This is a genomic window from Chryseobacterium sp. Leaf405 (genome assembly GCF_001425355.1).
Classification (GTDB): Bacteria; Bacteroidota; Bacteroidia; order Flavobacteriales; family Weeksellaceae; genus Chryseobacterium.
On the sequence record NZ_LMQN01000015.1, the window covers coordinates 827,919 to 843,173 of the forward strand.

General features: G+C 34.7%; 17 protein-coding genes. 8 read left to right on the forward strand and 9 right to left on the reverse strand.

From position 1 onward, the window contains the following. Nucleotides 1-6: 6 nt before the first annotated feature. Nucleotides 7-441, reverse strand: coding sequence for an META domain-containing protein (locus tag ASG22_RS13610; protein ID WP_055985556.1), 435 nt, complete (start codon nucleotides 439-441; stop codon nucleotides 7-9). An 87-nt stretch (nucleotides 442-528) separates the two neighbouring features. Here ASG22_RS13610 and ASG22_RS13615 point away from each other — a divergent pair, with 87 nt between their 5' ends. Further along, a complete protein-coding gene (locus ASG22_RS13615) occupies nucleotides 529-2,727 on the forward strand; it encodes a S46 family peptidase (protein WP_055985559.1) in 2,199 nt (732 codons plus the stop codon). Between the two features lie 55 nt (nucleotides 2,728-2,782). Here the strand turns inward: ASG22_RS13615 and ASG22_RS13620 are convergent, their stop codons facing one another. From ASG22_RS13620 to ASG22_RS13640, 5 genes are all read right to left on the reverse strand, one after another. Then, nucleotides 2,783-4,318 (reverse strand): YifB family Mg chelatase-like AAA ATPase, encoded by a 1,536-nt coding sequence (locus ASG22_RS13620; RefSeq protein ID WP_055985561.1) that lies wholly within the window; start codon nucleotides 4,316-4,318, stop codon nucleotides 2,783-2,785. Nucleotides 4,319-4,583: 265 nt separating this feature from the next. Then, the gene (locus tag ASG22_RS13625; RefSeq protein ID WP_055985562.1) at nucleotides 4,584-5,552 is read right to left on the reverse strand and encodes a T9SS type A sorting domain-containing protein; all 969 of its coding nucleotides are present in this window, start codon (nucleotides 5,550-5,552) and stop codon (nucleotides 4,584-4,586) included. Between the two features lie 34 nt (nucleotides 5,553-5,586). Further along, the gene (locus tag ASG22_RS13630; protein WP_055985564.1) at nucleotides 5,587-6,978 is read right to left on the reverse strand and encodes an outer membrane beta-barrel protein; all 1,392 of its coding nucleotides are present in this window, start codon (nucleotides 6,976-6,978) and stop codon (nucleotides 5,587-5,589) included. Further along, the gene (locus tag ASG22_RS13635) at nucleotides 6,971-7,537 is read right to left on the reverse strand and encodes an RNA polymerase sigma factor (RefSeq protein WP_055985567.1); all 567 of its coding nucleotides are present in this window, start codon (nucleotides 7,535-7,537) and stop codon (nucleotides 6,971-6,973) included. The genes ASG22_RS13630 and ASG22_RS13635 overlap by 8 nt, the downstream gene beginning before the upstream one ends. 89 nt (nucleotides 7,538-7,626) lie before the next feature. Continuing rightward, a complete protein-coding gene (locus ASG22_RS13640; protein WP_055985570.1) occupies nucleotides 7,627-8,193 on the reverse strand; it encodes a DUF4840 domain-containing protein in 567 nt (188 codons plus the stop codon). A 199-nt stretch (nucleotides 8,194-8,392) separates the two neighbouring features. Here ASG22_RS13640 and ASG22_RS13645 point away from each other — a divergent pair, with 199 nt between their 5' ends. From ASG22_RS13645 to ASG22_RS13660, 4 genes are read left to right on the forward strand one after another with little or no spacing between them, the layout of a single operon-like run. Further along, complete coding sequence (locus ASG22_RS13645; RefSeq protein ID WP_055985573.1) at nucleotides 8,393-8,902, forward strand: hypothetical protein; 510 nt, start codon at nucleotides 8,393-8,395, stop codon at nucleotides 8,900-8,902. Then, the gene (locus ASG22_RS13650; protein WP_055985576.1) at nucleotides 8,899-9,246 is read left to right on the forward strand and encodes a tRNA-binding protein; all 348 of its coding nucleotides are present in this window, start codon (nucleotides 8,899-8,901) and stop codon (nucleotides 9,244-9,246) included. The genes ASG22_RS13645 and ASG22_RS13650 overlap by 4 nt, the downstream gene beginning before the upstream one ends. A 13-nt stretch (nucleotides 9,247-9,259) precedes the next feature. Next, nucleotides 9,260-9,964 (forward strand): 3'-5' exonuclease, encoded by a 705-nt coding sequence (locus ASG22_RS13655; protein WP_055985579.1) that lies wholly within the window; start codon nucleotides 9,260-9,262, stop codon nucleotides 9,962-9,964. Between the two features lie 3 nt (nucleotides 9,965-9,967). Further along, nucleotides 9,968-10,294, forward strand: a complete 327-nt coding sequence (locus tag ASG22_RS13660; protein WP_047398853.1) for an SUF system Fe-S cluster assembly protein — start codon at nucleotides 9,968-9,970, stop codon at nucleotides 10,292-10,294. A gap of 48 nt (nucleotides 10,295-10,342) precedes the next feature. Here the strand turns inward: ASG22_RS13660 and ASG22_RS13665 are convergent, their stop codons facing one another. Further along, nucleotides 10,343-10,744: an OsmC family protein gene (locus tag ASG22_RS13665; RefSeq protein ID WP_055985581.1), complete on the reverse strand. Its 402-nt coding sequence runs from the start codon at nucleotides 10,742-10,744 to the stop codon at nucleotides 10,343-10,345. Nucleotides 10,745-10,812: 68 nt separating this feature from the next. Here ASG22_RS13665 and ASG22_RS13670 point away from each other — a divergent pair, with 68 nt between their 5' ends. Further along, nucleotides 10,813-11,340, forward strand: coding sequence for a hypothetical protein (locus tag ASG22_RS13670; protein WP_055985586.1), 528 nt, complete (start codon nucleotides 10,813-10,815; stop codon nucleotides 11,338-11,340). Between the two features lie 12 nt (nucleotides 11,341-11,352). Here the strand turns inward: ASG22_RS13670 and ASG22_RS13675 are convergent, their stop codons facing one another. Next, nucleotides 11,353-12,201: a hydroxymethylglutaryl-CoA lyase gene (locus ASG22_RS13675; protein ID WP_055985589.1), complete on the reverse strand. Its 849-nt coding sequence runs from the start codon at nucleotides 12,199-12,201 to the stop codon at nucleotides 11,353-11,355. A gap of 359 nt (nucleotides 12,202-12,560) precedes the next feature. Further along, entirely contained in the window at nucleotides 12,561-13,223 is a 663-nt protein-coding gene (locus ASG22_RS13680) for a hypothetical protein (protein ID WP_055985590.1), read from the reverse strand. Nucleotides 13,224-13,660: 437 nt separating this feature from the next. Here ASG22_RS13680 and ASG22_RS13685 point away from each other — a divergent pair, with 437 nt between their 5' ends. Together ASG22_RS13685 and pepT are read left to right on the forward strand one after the other, a co-directional pair. After that, nucleotides 13,661-13,879, forward strand: coding sequence for a hypothetical protein (locus tag ASG22_RS13685; RefSeq protein WP_055985593.1), 219 nt, complete (start codon nucleotides 13,661-13,663; stop codon nucleotides 13,877-13,879). A gap of 121 nt (nucleotides 13,880-14,000) precedes the next feature. Continuing rightward, the gene (gene pepT / locus ASG22_RS13690; RefSeq protein WP_055985597.1) at nucleotides 14,001-15,248 is read left to right on the forward strand and encodes a peptidase T; all 1,248 of its coding nucleotides are present in this window, start codon (nucleotides 14,001-14,003) and stop codon (nucleotides 15,246-15,248) included. Nucleotides 15,249-15,255: the final 7 nt, after the last annotated feature.

The following is a 15,255-nucleotide window of genomic DNA, read 5'->3' on the forward strand; positions in this document are numbered from 1 at the left end:
TTATATTTAATCCCAATCGGCAGCGATAAACTTCATAGAAGTTCCTTTATTATCGGTCAATGTCAGAAAATGACCTTCAATTGTATATTTCGTCATATTCTTAAAAATTCCGGAAAAATCATTTTCCAGTTTACTATCCGGACACATCTTTTCAGTACTCCTGATTTCTAATATTTTCATTTTACCACTTGCTTTAAACTGTGACCTGAAAAATATTTTGTTGCATCCCATAAAACCTGTTCCTTTAATTATTCCGTGCTCAATGGTTGAGGTCAAATCAATTTTAGCATTATTTTTAATTAAATTTGGTTTGCCATAATTTTTAAAAGAGACCATCAGCCATTCCCTTTGAAGACGATAATTTTTCGCAGGAACGGAAGAGCAGTTCAGCATAAATCCCAAACATAAAACAGTGAAAACTGTAAGTATAATCTTGTTCATAATGCTCTCCAATCCATTTTCATACCATCACGGACATGAAACAGTAAAAAAATTAGTAAATTAGCGACACAAAAATTATTTTATAAAATGAAAAGAATATTACTACTATTCACTTTCCTTTTAAGTTTTGCTCAAATGAGGGCAGACGAGGGAATGTGGCTATTAATGCTCGTAAAAAGACTTAATGGTGTAGATATGCAAAAAGAAGGTTTGCATCTTACGCCTGAAGAAATTTATTCTGTAAACAACTCAAGCTTAAAAGATGCTATCGTAAGTTTCGGTGGTTTCTGTACAGGAGAGATTGTTTCCAGCCAAGGTCTTATTTTCACAAACCATCACTGTGGTTACGGTGCGGTAGCGGCTGCTTCTACACCTGAAAAAGATTATTTAAAGAACGGATTCTGGGCAATGAAGCAAAAAGACGAATTCAACGCTAAAGATCTTTATGTAAGATTTTTGGTAAGAATGGATGATGCTACACAAAGAATCAATTCTAAATTAAACAACAGTATGACCGGAGAGCAGAGAAAAGCTGTGATCGATGCTGAAACTAAGGCAATTCAGTCTGAAAACTCTGAAAACGGGAAATATACTGTTGTTGTAAGAGATTTCTTCAACGGAAACGAATTTTACTATTTCGTTTATCAGGATTATAAAGATATCAGATTGGTAGGTGCACCACCTTCATCATTAGGAAAATTTGGTGGTGATACAGATAACTGGGAATGGCCGAGACACACTGCTGACTTTACTGTTTTCAGAGTATATGCTGATGCTGCAGGAAATCCTGCTGAGTTTGCGCCGACTAATATTCCTTTAAAGCCTAAACATTTCTTACCTGTTTCTCTTAAAGGAGTAAAACCAGGTGATTTCTCAATGATTTTAGGATATCCTGGAAGAACAAACCGTTATTTGACTTCTTTCGGAATCGAACAGATGGTTAATAAAGATTATCCGGCTTGGGTAGAAGCTTCTAAACAGGCAATGGATATTATGAAGAAATACATGGATAAGGATAAAGGAACTCAACTTAACTATGCTTCTCAATATGCTTCTGTAGCAAACTACTGGAAAAACAGACAGGGAACAATCGATGCTGTTGAAAAAAATGGCACGATTACAGATAAGAAAAAACTTGAACAGACATTCCAGACTTGGGCAGATTCTTATAACTTGGGTGAATATTCAAGTGTTCTAGATGATATCCGTATTTATTATCAGCAGACTTCTGACAGAAATGTTGAAAGAAACTATATGTCTCAGTTCTCAAGAAATTCTAAATACATCAGCCTTGCATTACAGGTAGGTTCTGTATTGAAGGCGTATGCTGCACAGGATATGAACGGAAGATTAGCAATGAAAACAAAAGTAGAAGCAGCGCTTAAAGCAGCTTACGAAAACTTCAACACACAATTAGAAGGCGAAATGCTAAGTGGAATGACAAAATTATACCAGTTGAGAGTAAAAAAAGATGTTGCCGGTGCTACAATCTTAGGAATTGATGCAGGACAAATTTCAAATATTGCTTACTCATCAATTTTTGCGACTAAAACTTCTGCGACCAACTTTATGTTGCATCCAGATGCTTTAAAATTAGATGCAGATCCACTTTGGAAAATTGCAAACGGTATCGTTGCAGATCAAAAATTAAGCGCAGAAAGATTCTCTAAAGTAGATGACAACTTTGCTAAAAACAACAGAATGTTCTTAGCTGGTTTAATGAAAGCGATGCCCGAGAAAAAATTCTATCCGGATGCAAACTCTACCATGAGATTAACGTATGGAACAGTTGATAAATTACCTATCAGAGAAGATAGAAACTACTTCGGGGTTACTGATAACTATTATACTGATATGGCTGGTCTTGTTGGAAAATATAAGAAAAACGACGACGAGTTTGATCTTCCACAAAGAGTAATTGACCTTTACAACTTAAAAGATTTCGGTCAGTATGCAGATGCAGCAGGTTATATGCCTGTAAACTTCTTGTCAAACAATGACATTACGGGTGGTAACTCAGGTTCTCCGGTAATTGATGCAGACGGAAACCTTATCGGTATCGCATTCGACGGAAACAGTGAAGCATTAAGCGGTGATATTGTTTTCGAACAGCAATGGCAGAAAACCATCAACGTAGACGTTCGTTTCGTTCTTTGGACAATCGATAAATACGCCGGAGCAAGAAGATTAATCGACGAGCTTCAGTTGGTAAGGGGTGAAAATACTCCTGCAGACACAAAAACAAAAATGCCTAAAGCAACATCTGCTAAAGGAAAAAGAAAATAATCTTCATTGATATATTTTTAAAACCGTGAAAGTTTCTTTTGCGGTTTTTTTATTTTTAAGCATTCCAAAACTCCCGATCCAGACTTCGATATTGTATTGCTTCCGAAACATGGTGTGACAAAATATTTTCAGATTCTTCCAGATCAGCAATAGTTCTGGCTACTTTTAGAATGCGATCATATGCTCTTGCCGAAAGATTGAGTTTTTCCATTGCCATTTTGATGAGGTTGAAAGATGCTGCTTCAAGATCACAGAACTTTTCAATTTCTTTTGGACCAATCTGAGCATTATAACTGATTTTTAAGTCTTTATATCTTTCCTGCTGAATTTCACGGGCAATTAAAACTCTTTTTCTAATCGCTTCACTTTTTTCACCCTTTCTTTTTTCTGTCAACTGCTCAAACTCAACTTTCTGAACTTCAATATGAATATCAATTCGGTCTAAAAGCGGTCCCGAAAGTTTACTCATATACCGCTGCATTTCGTGGCTTGAAGAAGTATTATTGGGATCGTCGGGAAAAAATCCACTCGGACTTGGGTTCATGGAAGCGACCAGCATAAAACTTGCAGGATAATTTACCGTAAATCTTGCTCTGGAAATAGTAACTTCACGATCTTCCAAAGGTTGTCTCATGACTTCCAAAACTGTTCGTTTGAATTCGGGCATTTCATCCAAAAATAAAACTCCGTTATGAGCCAAAGAAATTTCGCCGGGTTGTGGGTAACTTCCGCCGCCAACTAGCGCCACGTCAGAGATTGTATGATGTGGCGACCTGTAGGGGCGTACCGTCATTAGACTTGTCTCCGTTCCCATCTTGCCTGCCACGGAATGTATTTTTGTGGTTTCCAAAGCTTCTTTCATTGTCAAAGGAGGCAAAATACTTGGAACTCTTTTTGCAAGCATTGTTTTTCCGCTTCCGGGAGGTCCGATTAGAATAATATTATGTCCGCCGGCCGCAGCAACTTCCATCGCTCTTTTTGCTGCTTCCTGACCTTTAACTTCAGAAAAATCAAATGGAAATTCATTAATTTTTTCCTGAAATTCTTTTCTGGTATCTATTTCTACTTTTTGAAGTGGCTTTCCTTCATTAAAAAAATCAATGACTTCTTTGATATTTTCAACGCCGTAGACATCCAAATTATTAACAATGGCTGCTTCTCTTGTATTTTGTTTTGGCAAAATAATTCCTTTAAAACCTTCTTCACGAGCCTGAATCGCAATTGGGAGAACACCTCTTATCGGCTGTAATGTTCCGTCTAAAGAAAGTTCGCCCATAATAATATAATCCTTAACGTTCTCAGCCAAAATCTGATCTGAAGCAGCAAGAATTCCGATGGCAATGCTAAGATCGTAAGCAGCACCTTCTTTTCTGAGATCCGCCGGAGCCATATTAATGGTAATTTTCTTTCCCGGAATTTTATAGCCTACGTTTTTTAACGCGGCAGAAATCCTGTAACTGCTTTCTTTAATGGCATTATCGGGAAGCCCCACCAAATGGTATCCTACTCCACCTGTGTCTACATTGACTTCAATTGTAATTGTCTGTGCTGCAACTCCATGAATTGCACTTCCATAAACTTTAATCAGCATTATTGTGTTTTGTGGTAAATGTAATTAATTTTAATGAATTGATTTTTAAGCTGATATTCATTCAAAAAGTATAATGGGAAAATAATTTTTATTTACCTTTAGAAATTTTAAAAAAAATTTTATTGATTAAAATAAAATTGAAGAATTTTTACTTAAAATATCCGTTAAGATAAATTTCAATATAAAAAACCGACGCAAAGAAAACTTTACGCCGGGCAGATAAGTATTGAAAAAACTAAAACCCACTATTGGACTTCAAAATGTTCTACTTTTTGATAAATTTATTTTTATATACTTTTCCTTCTACACTTTTCGAAACAACGAAATAATTTCCCGGAATTAGTTGACTAACATCAATTGCTTCAGAAAATTTATGATCTTTTTTCTGCATGATCAACTTTCCGGACATATCGATAACAGAAACTTCAGAATATTTTTTGTCAGATTCTTTTCCGATATAAAGGAACTGTGCTGTAGGATTTGGATATATTTTCAAATTATCGTCTTTTGCTTTTGTTTCTCCTGTTGAAAGGTTACTACAGAAACTAAACTCGCCAAAATTTAATTTAATAAACGCAAAATCACTCAACATCTCACATTGATCGGGACAGTATTCTGTGCATGCATAAAATCCGTAATGTCCAGACTGTGTTGCCGTATAAGAATCACCAGTTTCGCCATTGATAATGCAAGGTTCCGTCGGAGAAGGCGGATTGCTGCTTGGAACACATCTGAACCAAGTATGAACTCCATAAAGCGCAGGAAATCCGTCATTAAGCTGCACAGAAGCCCCGTTACAAACATTGTATTCACCGTTTACTTCTTCGAAAGTTCCCGGCTGGAAATCTGCCATCATAAAAGGAAGTCCATATGCATAACCATCTGCCATAATTGGCTCGCTTTGCGCTGTGCAATCTCCTTGTGTAACCTCAACTTTGAAGTAATACAGCATATCATCCGTTCCGTTGATCATTAAAGTTTGCGACGTTGCGCCCGAAATAGGAACCCATGGATTTGTATTCGGTGTCTGCCAGTCCCATTGCTGTTTGTACCACTGATAACTTGCGTAAGACTGCGTTGTGGAAAGCGTTTCAGATTCTGTATTACAGAATACCACTTTATCAGGAAACATGGTTCCCAATCTTGGACTTGTAATAACCGGATTACATTCTTGTGCTTTTATATGTAAAAGACTTAACAGTAAAAAACTTAAAAAAATTAGTTTTGTTTTCATATTCAATTTATTTTGTGATTTAATATTTTAAAAATTAATCAAGAGACACTCTGATTCCGAATTTTAAATTGAAATTCAATGGCTTTTCTTTATAAATGGTATTTAACGAACTGTTGTCATTAAAGTGATAGCCAATTCCCGGCTCTGCGTAAATCCCGATGTTTTTAATGATTTTCAATTGAAGACCAACGGCTCCGTTTACAGAAACCTGAACCCGTTTTTCAATAATATTTTCTTTCGTTTCTTCTTTTACCGTCCCATCGACGATATATTGAGTTTTGATATATCCCGAAACAGCTTTCTCCACTGTTCCACCACCAGTTATATACCCTGTGAAAGCTCCTTTTTGGATGACATTATAATTTACCTGAACCGGAATTCCAACATAATGAATGGTCTGCTCACTTCCGACAAAATTGGAACTGGTTCCGGAAGTCAGTTCCGAAGAAAGTTTTGTATAATTAATTCCCGTTCCGATTCCCCATCTCTTTCCTAGATTATAATAAAGAGAAGCACCAAAAGTGACCGGAGTTTTATGCTTCAGTTTAGCATCCACTTTTTTATCCTGATTCGCTAAAAGAATACTCATTAAAGGATCTTCACCCATTTCTAAGTTCCACATTTCAGGAAGACTGTATGTTGTTCCGTTCAGTGTTGCATAACCTGGAAATTGTTCGGTTGAGTTTGCAGATGCATTTCCTGTAAGCAAACTGACCATCCATACTTTTTTGGATTTTTTATCAGTGATTTTTAGTTTTCCTTCTTCCAGTTTATCTTTCCATTCTTTTTCCTCTTTTGATAAAAGTTGATTTTCTTCTGATTCCTTTAATGCAGTAATAGTAATTTCTTCTTTTTGAATAGTATTTTGATTGTTTGATTTTTCAGACTGATTTTGATTCTGATCCAATGTATTTAAAAAAGGATTATCAATCTGATTTCGAACCTTATTTACCATTTTATCGAAAGCTTCAGCTACAAAAATCTGGTTGGAGTTGTTGATTCCAATTGTATTTAGATTATTTCTTCGTTCGGAAGAATTTTCAAGAGCTGTGCCTGTTTTCTTTCCCGATAATTTCTGATGATTAGAAGATGTTTTTGAAGATTCGTATTTATGATTATCAATAGGTTTGATGAGGTTTGATGCTTCATTTTCAAAATTAAAATCAAACATTTTTCCGACCATAAAGAATATGCCAAGAACAGCCGCAACTCCGGCAATGCGATAAAACAGAGATCTGTAACCTTTTGTAGAAGTTACTTTTTCCTTCGCTTTCAGATCGTTGGCCGCTAATCCAATTCCAACATCTTTTTTCTCTTCATCCTCCACAAAGAGTTCTTCCCGAATATTTTTCCACAATCCATCGGGAACATCTTCTGTGTGATCTTCCATTTTTCTGCGCAGATCATTTAACCATTCATTATTCATATTGCGCTGTTTTTGACATTTTGTATTCCTTTATTTTCTTCACAAGCATTGCTTTTGCCCTGTGAAATTGTGATGCAGAAGAATTTTCTGCGATTTCCAGGATTTCCGCAATTTTTTTATGACTTTTCCTCTCAAAAACATAAAGATTAAAAACCGTCCGATAGCCATCAGGAAGAGCCCGGATCATTTCCATAATAGTTTGCTGAGAAATTTCTTCAAAATCTGGTTCTTCATCTTTTGTTTCATCAGGAATTTCAAAATCTTCTGAAACCGTTATTAATGATTTATTTTGTTTAATATGTTTTAAAGATTCATTAACAACAATTCTTGTGATCCATGCTTTCAAAGAGCCATTTCCCCTGTATTCAAAAGAACTGATTGATCGAAACATCTGCATAAAACTGTTTTGCAAAACATCATGAACATCCTCTTTATCAATAATATATCGAGAACAGACATAAGTAAGACTACCCGAATACACTTCAAAAAGTTCTTTCCAGGCGGTTTCCTCCTTTTTCAAAAGGCGGTTTACCAAAATCTGCTCCTTCGTTTCTTCCATTTATCTTCGAAACATCCTGCTATTTATTGATTTAAACAAAAAAGGCAGCCTCAATTTGAGGCTTAACCTATTAACAAATAACCATTGTTTTAATATTTAACACTAACTGGGATATCATATTTTATGGTCTGATACGGATTTAACTCTACTCCGTCAACGGTTATTTTTTCTGCTTCAAGACCAAATCGTACCGACCAGTCGTAACCCACAAAGAACCCTTTCTGCTTTGTCGCTAACTTTACTACTGCATTTTTTACGACTCCTTCTATAGGAATCTGAAATGCTAATATTTTCGGTTCAAAAGTTAGTTCTATTACATTCTGATCCAGATTGATCTTTGATTTATAATTCAGTTTATATTCTATTTTTCCTAAATGTGCCAATGCGGTATCCGCTTTTACTGGATCGGTTATGATCGATTTTACAATTTCTCTCATGGGAAAATCTTTAAAAGTAATGATCGTATCTTTTGCCACAAAATCAATAATTTTTTCATTAATTTTCCCTCCTTGTGACGTTATCAGTCTTGCTTTGTAATTTCCGCTCATATCACTCAGCTTTACCGGAACTGGCTCATATCTGTCATCGTTACAAGATGTTAAAAGAAATGCAGTTATTGCAGCCATTAAAAAATTAAGTACCGTTAGTTTCTTCATTGTTTTTAATTTAGATTACACATAATTCATTGGAGTACTCATTTATATAAATCAGGTTTTATGAAAATCTTGCACGAAAACTTGAAGAAAGTTTAAATAAAATTCATAACTAATTGATTTTAAAAAGAAAAAAATTCAGTTACTTAAAAGCATTTTCTATTTTCATTATTTTAATACATTTGTTGAAAACATATTTAAGATGAATTTCGAACAAATCAATCTGCACCTTGCTGCATACAAAGAAAACGATCAGATCATAGATGCTGCAAAGTTTTTATTATATTCTTTCGATCTGGAACATGATAATTTTGCAGGGTTTGGTTTCAGATCCGAACTTTCTGCAAATTCTTTGCTTTTAACAGCAGAAGGCGAACTGGGAAAACCACAAATGGTGATGATTCCGAAAAATTTATTTGATTTTGATCTGAATCTTGTTCTCAATGTGATAGCCCATGAAATGCTTCATGTAAGACAAAAAGCTCCGGGACAGGTCATTGAAGATAAAAACGAAAGAGAGTTTCAGGCATATTATGAAATGCTTTTTCATAAAGTTTTTCCTCAAATTCCTAATCTTTCAAGCTTTTATAATAAATCTTTTGGAAATAAAGCGCTGGAATATTACAAAAGAATGGGAGAAAATTCGGATCTTCAAATAAAATATGCAGAACAGAAAACAGAAGTAGAACAATTAATCAATTCTCTATCATGACAATAAAACCTGAAATCTCATGGGCAGATTTTGAAAAATTAGATATAAGAACAGGAACAATTATTTCTGTAAACGATTTTGAAAAAGCAAGAAACCCTTCATATCAATTGGAAATAGATTTTGGAAATATAGGCATCAGAAAATCGTCTGCCCAGATCACTTCATTATATCAAAAAGAAGAATTGATAGGCAAAAAGATTGTAGCGGTTGTTAATTTTCCTAAAAAGCAAATCGCCAATTTCTTCAGCGAATGCCTTGTATTAGGAGTTTATGGTGAAGATTCAAAAGATGTAACGTTATTAACGACTTCATTGCCCACAAAAAACGGAATGCAGGTCGGTTAAAATATAAAAACAAATGATACAAAAACTACCTTTAGAAAGAATCTTATTTCTTGATATTGAAACCGTTCCGGGTTTCGGATTATGGGAAGACTTATCTGAAACCGAGCAGATGCTTTGGGACAAGAAAACAAGATTTCAGCGAAAAGAAGAATTTTCTGCAGAAGAATTTTATCCTGAAAGAGCCGGAATTATGGCAGAATTCGGGAAAATAATCTGCATTTCGATTGGAATGATCGAAAAAAATGACACCCTGAAAATAAAGAGTTTTGCAGACGATGATGAAAAGAAAATGTTGCTGGAATTCGGTGAAATTTTCAACAGCCCGAGACTTCGTGATGTGATTCTTTGCGCCCATAATGGAAAAGAATTCGACTTTCCGTGGATTGCCAGAAGGTTTTTAATTAATGGAATAATGCCTCCCACCCCATTCCAGATGTTTGGAAAAAAGCCGTGGGAAATTCCACATATCGATACGATGGAACTTTGGAAATTCGGAGATTATAAAAGTTTTGTTTCACTGGAATTACTGGCACATCTTTTTGGAATTCCGACTCCAAAAGATGATATCGACGGCTCAATGGTTTCATCAATCTACTACATAGAGAAAGACTTGCAGAGAATAGTCGACTATTGTGAAAAAGATGTCTTAACTTTGGCAAATGTTTTCCGGCGTATGCGTCAGGAAGATTTGTTGAAAAGGTACATCAATTTAGATTAAAAAATGAAATTTACAGACGATCAGATTGCCGACATCGGTGAAGAAATCATCACAGTTCTAAAAAGCGTTTATGACCCTGAAATTCCGGTAGATATCTACGAATTGGGGTTGGTGTATGATGTTCAGATTTCCGATGATGCGGATGTGAAAATTATCATGACATTAACGACTCCCAACTGCCCTGTTGCAGAAACGCTCCCGCAGGAAGTAAAAGATAAAGTTGCAGAGGTGGAAAATGTAAAAAGCGTGGATCTTGAGCTTACTTTCGAACCAAGCTGGAACAAGGATATGATGAGCGAGGAAGCAAAGTTTGAGCTAGGAATGCTTTAAACTTTACGATTAAAATATAAAACCGCAGAATTGCTTCTGCGGTTTTTTTTATTGATAAATGAAAATCATGGTCTGCACCAGATCCGGATGAAGGCTTTTCGCCACCGGGCAGTTATGCGCTGTTTCTTCTATAAAAGCTTTTTCTTTGTCTGAATATGAATTTGAAAACACAAAATTGCATACAATTTCGCCAATTCTTCTTGGTTCGCCTTTCATAATTTTTTGAAGATTACAATAAGCTCCTTCAATATTAATTTTCTTTTCCTTACCTAAAATCGCAATAGTCGTCAATGCACATTCTGCTAAAGAAGTTGCACACAAATCTGTGGGAGAAAATTTTTCTCCTTTTCCGTGATTATCCGTTGGGGCATCACTTTCGATAAGAGTTCCGGATTGTAAATGCTCTGCTGAACATCTTAAATCGCCTATGTATGTTATTTTTGAAGTCATTTTATTAAAATTTAAAGTGTTTATTTTACAAAGAAATTTTTCTTAAATTTAGTCAAATATAAACATCTATGGTGAAATTCTTGGTTTTATTATTGTCTTGGTTTAGCTTTTCTGCAGACATTAGTCCTCAAGAGCAGGAAGTGAAAAATTCCTTTAAAAAGTTTAATCAATCTTATCAGGCTCATAAAAACTACAGGAAAATCCCGCAAAATATATTGAGTAAAGATTTACTTTTTTATATTGATCTGGCTCAAAAAAAGGAAAATCAATCTGCCGAAAATGTTAAGTGGAGCGACTCTCCTACAGACAAACCCGACATTATCGAAGGAGATGTATTCAGCAGTTTATATGAGGGTTTTAATGAATATAAGATTTTAAGCTGCACTATTAAAAATAACACCGCTCGATTAAAACTGGAATTAAAAAACACACGTTTTAAACCCATCATCGTTTGGAATGATGACTGTATCCTTATTAAAGAAAACGGAATTTGGAAGGTTGATAATTTTATCTTCGGAAAAAAAGACGCTAGCTTTAAAGACACTCATAATATTTTTAAATCTTTTATGCACTTTGAACAACCCCCGGTAAAATAGTTTTCACCTTATTTAAAAATGAAAAATATCTTTCGCTTTATTATACGAACTTTCGAAGTGTAATAAATTCAGTTTATGATCTGCTTTTTCTACGCTCATAAAATTGATCACCTGTTCTGTAGGCATATTTCCCACCAAATCATCTTTTGCCATCGGGCAACCGCCAATTCCTTTAATTGCACTGTCGAATCTTCGGCATCCTTGATCATAAGCTGCTTTTAGCTTTGAATAAGAATCTTCATAACGGTTATGAAAATGTCCCCCGAAATTGATTTCAGGATACTTTGAAGGAATTTTTTCGAATAAAAGAGAGATCTTTTCCGGTGTTGCAACTCCTGTAGTATCAGATAATAAAATATCTTTAACTCCAATTTCTGAAAACCGTTGTGCCCAGAAATCGACATCTTCCCATTTCCACATTTCGCCGTAAGGATTTCCGAAAGCCATTGAGAAATAAATATTTAATTGTCGGTCTTCTTTTTTTACCAGTTCCAGCATTTTAATGATTTCATTAAAAGCTTCATCCTGACTTTTATTGGTATTTCGGTGCTGGAAAGTTTCAGAAATAGAAAATGGAAATCCGATAATATCCACAGATTGATGCTTTAATGCTTTTTCAGCACCTCTGTAATTGGCTACGATTGCAGAAACCTTTGTGTTAGAACGAGATTTATCTATATTTTCGGCAACCTCAGCAGAGTCTGCCATTTGGGGAATCGCTTTTGGAGATACAAAGCTCAGACAATCCAATACATCAAAACCAACATCCATCAAAGAGTTGATATAATCTATTTTTTTATCGGTCGGGATAAATTCTCCCCAACCCTGCATTGCATCACGTGGACATTCAGTAAGAAACATTTTACTTTTAGATTTTATCAAATATAATAAAACTAAACTATTTATTACAAAATACCTCTAAACCTAATATTATTTTGATTTTCAGTTATTTATATATCGTTTAGAATTTTACTGAATAGATTGATTTACATCATTTGAAGCCTTATGACACTAAAATAAGAATGTTTCACTTTTTAATCGATTTCCTAAACTGTCTATTAATCCCTTATCCAATTAAAGCTAAAAACTCAATAATCTGTGCTTAGTAAAACCTATGGTTAAACTAATGACATATTATTGAGAATTTTTAATGTAATTTCTTTGTCTATCGCAATATTCTTACCATATGATTGAACCGTCAAATTAATACATTCTGTAGATTAAGGCTCAACATAAGTAACTATCAGATCAAGCGTTATAGGATAAGTAGAATTAGTAAATGTCGCATCAGTAACAGTGCTTCCCTGGCTTAAGATTCCAGTTGCCGGATTATAACTGGCTGCTGATATAACGTGTCTTTTATAGACTCCATTATCGAGCTTCATTGCAAACTGTGCGTCCAGTATAGTTCCCAAACCGGTATCAATGGTAATATTACCAACACTACTAAAACTAGTTAATAATATAGGATATACTTTTTTATATATTTTTTTTCCATCGATCCAATTTTCACCTGTAGGCACGGCTGTTGTGGCATAATTAAAATTACGTACATCCGCTACCATTTTTTGCCATACAATTCCGTCGAAATAGAAATAACCTAATGTTGTTACATTTACTGTTTTAGCGGTAGTATTAGCTGGTGTCAAAGCTTCGGTAACGTAGACTATTGCACCCGTCTGTAGTGCTGTGTAATTGGCGTCTTTTGCTTTCAGTTCAGAGCCTTTCAATCTTGGTGCAATAAAACCATCGGTTTTGGTAAGATCTGTCGGGCTTGCCGCCACATCTAATGTAGCATTAGGAGTGGGAGTATTGATACCCACCTGTGCATAAGAAGATCCTCCGATCATAAGAATGCATAAAATAAAATAATTTTTTTTCATTTGATATAGTGTTTTATAAAGATTTTTCAGAAGCTCCACAAGAGCACTCTAGTGTCTTGAAGAAAATAATAAAGTGATGTAAGCTACATTCTCTACAAAGTTAAAACTCTGATACTCATTTGCAAAACAAAATCAATATTTATTAAAAACATATCAACATTCAAACAAATTAAGTCAAAAATCAATAAAAAATTAATCATTTAAATTAATATCCTGTATTTTATTCAGTTTAATCTTAGAAAAAAATGACATTAACTTATATTTTACTAATTATATTTTAACCAAAAACAACAGGATACCTGCAATCATTACTATTCTAACTCCATTTAAAATTTTACGTAAATTAAATTTAGAAATGTGGTACATTTTATATACAAATTGGTAAACAAATTGCATATACGTCTGTAGTAATAACTAACCTATTAAAATTAACAGCTATGAATATTTCTTACTACGATTTTAAAAACTTACCGGATCAGTCTCAATACAGCATGGTAATGAATAATGGCCGTGTAATGAATGAAAGAACTGTTGATCATTTAAAATATGTTCTTTATGAAATTTCATGTTTTACCGTGGAAATTATTTACAATACGGCAAAAGATAAAGTTGACGGCGTGAATGTTTACCAGAATAAAGCCGCTTATGCTATTTAATATGGTGAGAATTTACTTTATTACTGATTTTCAACGGGTTGATTTCAATGACTTAATTCAAATCTAAATAAATTATTCTCAGCATCAAATTCGCTAACTTTGTTGGAAATTTATATTAATAATGAGCGCAATAGAATTCAACCAATTGTGGAAAGAAAAATTACTGAACCGTTTTCTTAGTTATGTAAAAATATATTCAACCAGTGATGCAGAAAGCGAAACTATGCCTTCTACCGACAGACAGTGGGACATCGCAAAATATATCGTTGAGGAATTGAGAACAATCGGTCTTGAAGATGTTTCGATTGACGACAACGGTTATATCATGGGTTACGTCCCTTCAAACCTTGAAAATAATGATAAACCAACCATTGGATTTATTTCACATTATGACACTTCGCCGGATTTCAGTGGTGAAAATGTAAAGCCGCAAGTATGGGAAAACTATGACGGAAATGATTTATTGCTAAATCAGACAACAGGATTTACTCTATCTCCTAAAAAATTTGAAAGTTTAAAACAATATATCGGTCAGACATTAATTACGACTGACGGAAATACACTTTTAGGAGCAGACGATAAAGCCGGTTGCGCAGAGATCGTAACGGCTGCAGAGTATTTAATTGCTCATCCTGAAATCAAACACGGAAGAATTGCTGTTGGATTTACTCCTGATGAAGAAATCGGAAGAGGCGCTCATAAATTTGATGTAGCTAAATTCGGAGCTGAATTCGCTTATACAATGGATGGAAGTGAAGTTGGAGAATTGGAATATGAAAACTTCAATGCTGCCGGGGCGGTCGTAAAAATTCATGGACTAAGTGTACATCCCGGCTATGCTTACGGAAAAATGATAAATGCAGGTCTTTTAGCTGCCGAATTTATTCAGTTACTTCCGGCTAATGAAACGCCTGCTACAACGAAAGGTTTTGACGGATTTTATCATTTAATGGATATTTCTGCTGATATTTCTGAAGCTAAACTTCAATACATTATTCGTGATCACGATGCTGATAAATTTGAAGCAAGAAAGAAATTCATGGAAGAAAAAGTGGCAGAGTTTAATCAAAAACATGGCGAAGGAACAGCTGAAATTGAGATTAAGGAGCAATATAGAAACATGAAGCAGCAGTTTGAAGGCAAAATGCATATTATAGATTTGGCCGCAACCGCAATGAAAGAAGCTGGAATCGAACCAAAAATCAAAGCAATCCGAGGCGGAACAGACGGTGCACAATTATCTTATATGGGACTTCCTTGTCCGAATATTTTTGCTGGCGGAATGAATTTCCACGGACCTTATGAATATGTAGCGTTGGAAAGTATGGAGAAAGCGATGGAAGTGATCATCAATATTGCTAAGGCTTAAAAAATAA

Excerpts from the sequence above, each read along its gene's own strand:
- ASG22_RS13610 (WP_055985556.1), bottom strand. The coding sequence starts at position 441 with ATGAACAAGATTATACTTACAGTTTTCACTGTTTTATGTTTGGGATTT.
- ASG22_RS13615 (WP_055985559.1), top strand. The coding sequence starts at position 529 with ATGAAAAGAATATTACTACTATTCACTTTCCTTTTAAGTTTTGCTCAA.
- ASG22_RS13620 (WP_055985561.1), bottom strand. The coding sequence starts at position 4,318 with ATGCTGATTAAAGTTTATGGAAGTGCAATTCATGGAGTTGCAGCACAG.
- ASG22_RS13625 (WP_055985562.1), bottom strand. The coding sequence starts at position 5,552 with ATGAAAACAAAACTAATTTTTTTAAGTTTTTTACTGTTAAGTCTTTTA.
- ASG22_RS13630 (WP_055985564.1), bottom strand. The coding sequence starts at position 6,978 with ATGAATAATGAATGGTTAAATGATCTGCGCAGAAAAATGGAAGATCAC.
- ASG22_RS13635 (WP_055985567.1), bottom strand. The coding sequence starts at position 7,537 with ATGGAAGAAACGAAGGAGCAGATTTTGGTAAACCGCCTTTTGAAAAAG.
- ASG22_RS13640 (WP_055985570.1), bottom strand. The coding sequence starts at position 8,193 with ATGAAGAAACTAACGGTACTTAATTTTTTAATGGCTGCAATAACTGCA.
- ASG22_RS13645 (WP_055985573.1), top strand. The coding sequence starts at position 8,393 with ATGAATTTCGAACAAATCAATCTGCACCTTGCTGCATACAAAGAAAAC.
- ASG22_RS13650 (WP_055985576.1), top strand. The coding sequence starts at position 8,899 with ATGACAATAAAACCTGAAATCTCATGGGCAGATTTTGAAAAATTAGAT.
- ASG22_RS13655 (WP_055985579.1), top strand. The coding sequence starts at position 9,260 with ATGATACAAAAACTACCTTTAGAAAGAATCTTATTTCTTGATATTGAA.
- ASG22_RS13660 (WP_047398853.1), top strand. The coding sequence starts at position 9,968 with ATGAAATTTACAGACGATCAGATTGCCGACATCGGTGAAGAAATCATC.
- ASG22_RS13665 (WP_055985581.1), bottom strand. The coding sequence starts at position 10,744 with ATGACTTCAAAAATAACATACATAGGCGATTTAAGATGTTCAGCAGAG.
- ASG22_RS13670 (WP_055985586.1), top strand. The coding sequence starts at position 10,813 with ATGGTGAAATTCTTGGTTTTATTATTGTCTTGGTTTAGCTTTTCTGCA.
- ASG22_RS13675 (WP_055985589.1), bottom strand. The coding sequence starts at position 12,201 with ATGTTTCTTACTGAATGTCCACGTGATGCAATGCAGGGTTGGGGAGAA.
- ASG22_RS13680 (WP_055985590.1), bottom strand. The coding sequence starts at position 13,223 with ATGAAAAAAAATTATTTTATTTTATGCATTCTTATGATCGGAGGATCT.
- ASG22_RS13685 (WP_055985593.1), top strand. The coding sequence starts at position 13,661 with ATGAATATTTCTTACTACGATTTTAAAAACTTACCGGATCAGTCTCAA.
- pepT (WP_055985597.1), top strand. The coding sequence starts at position 14,001 with ATGAGCGCAATAGAATTCAACCAATTGTGGAAAGAAAAATTACTGAAC.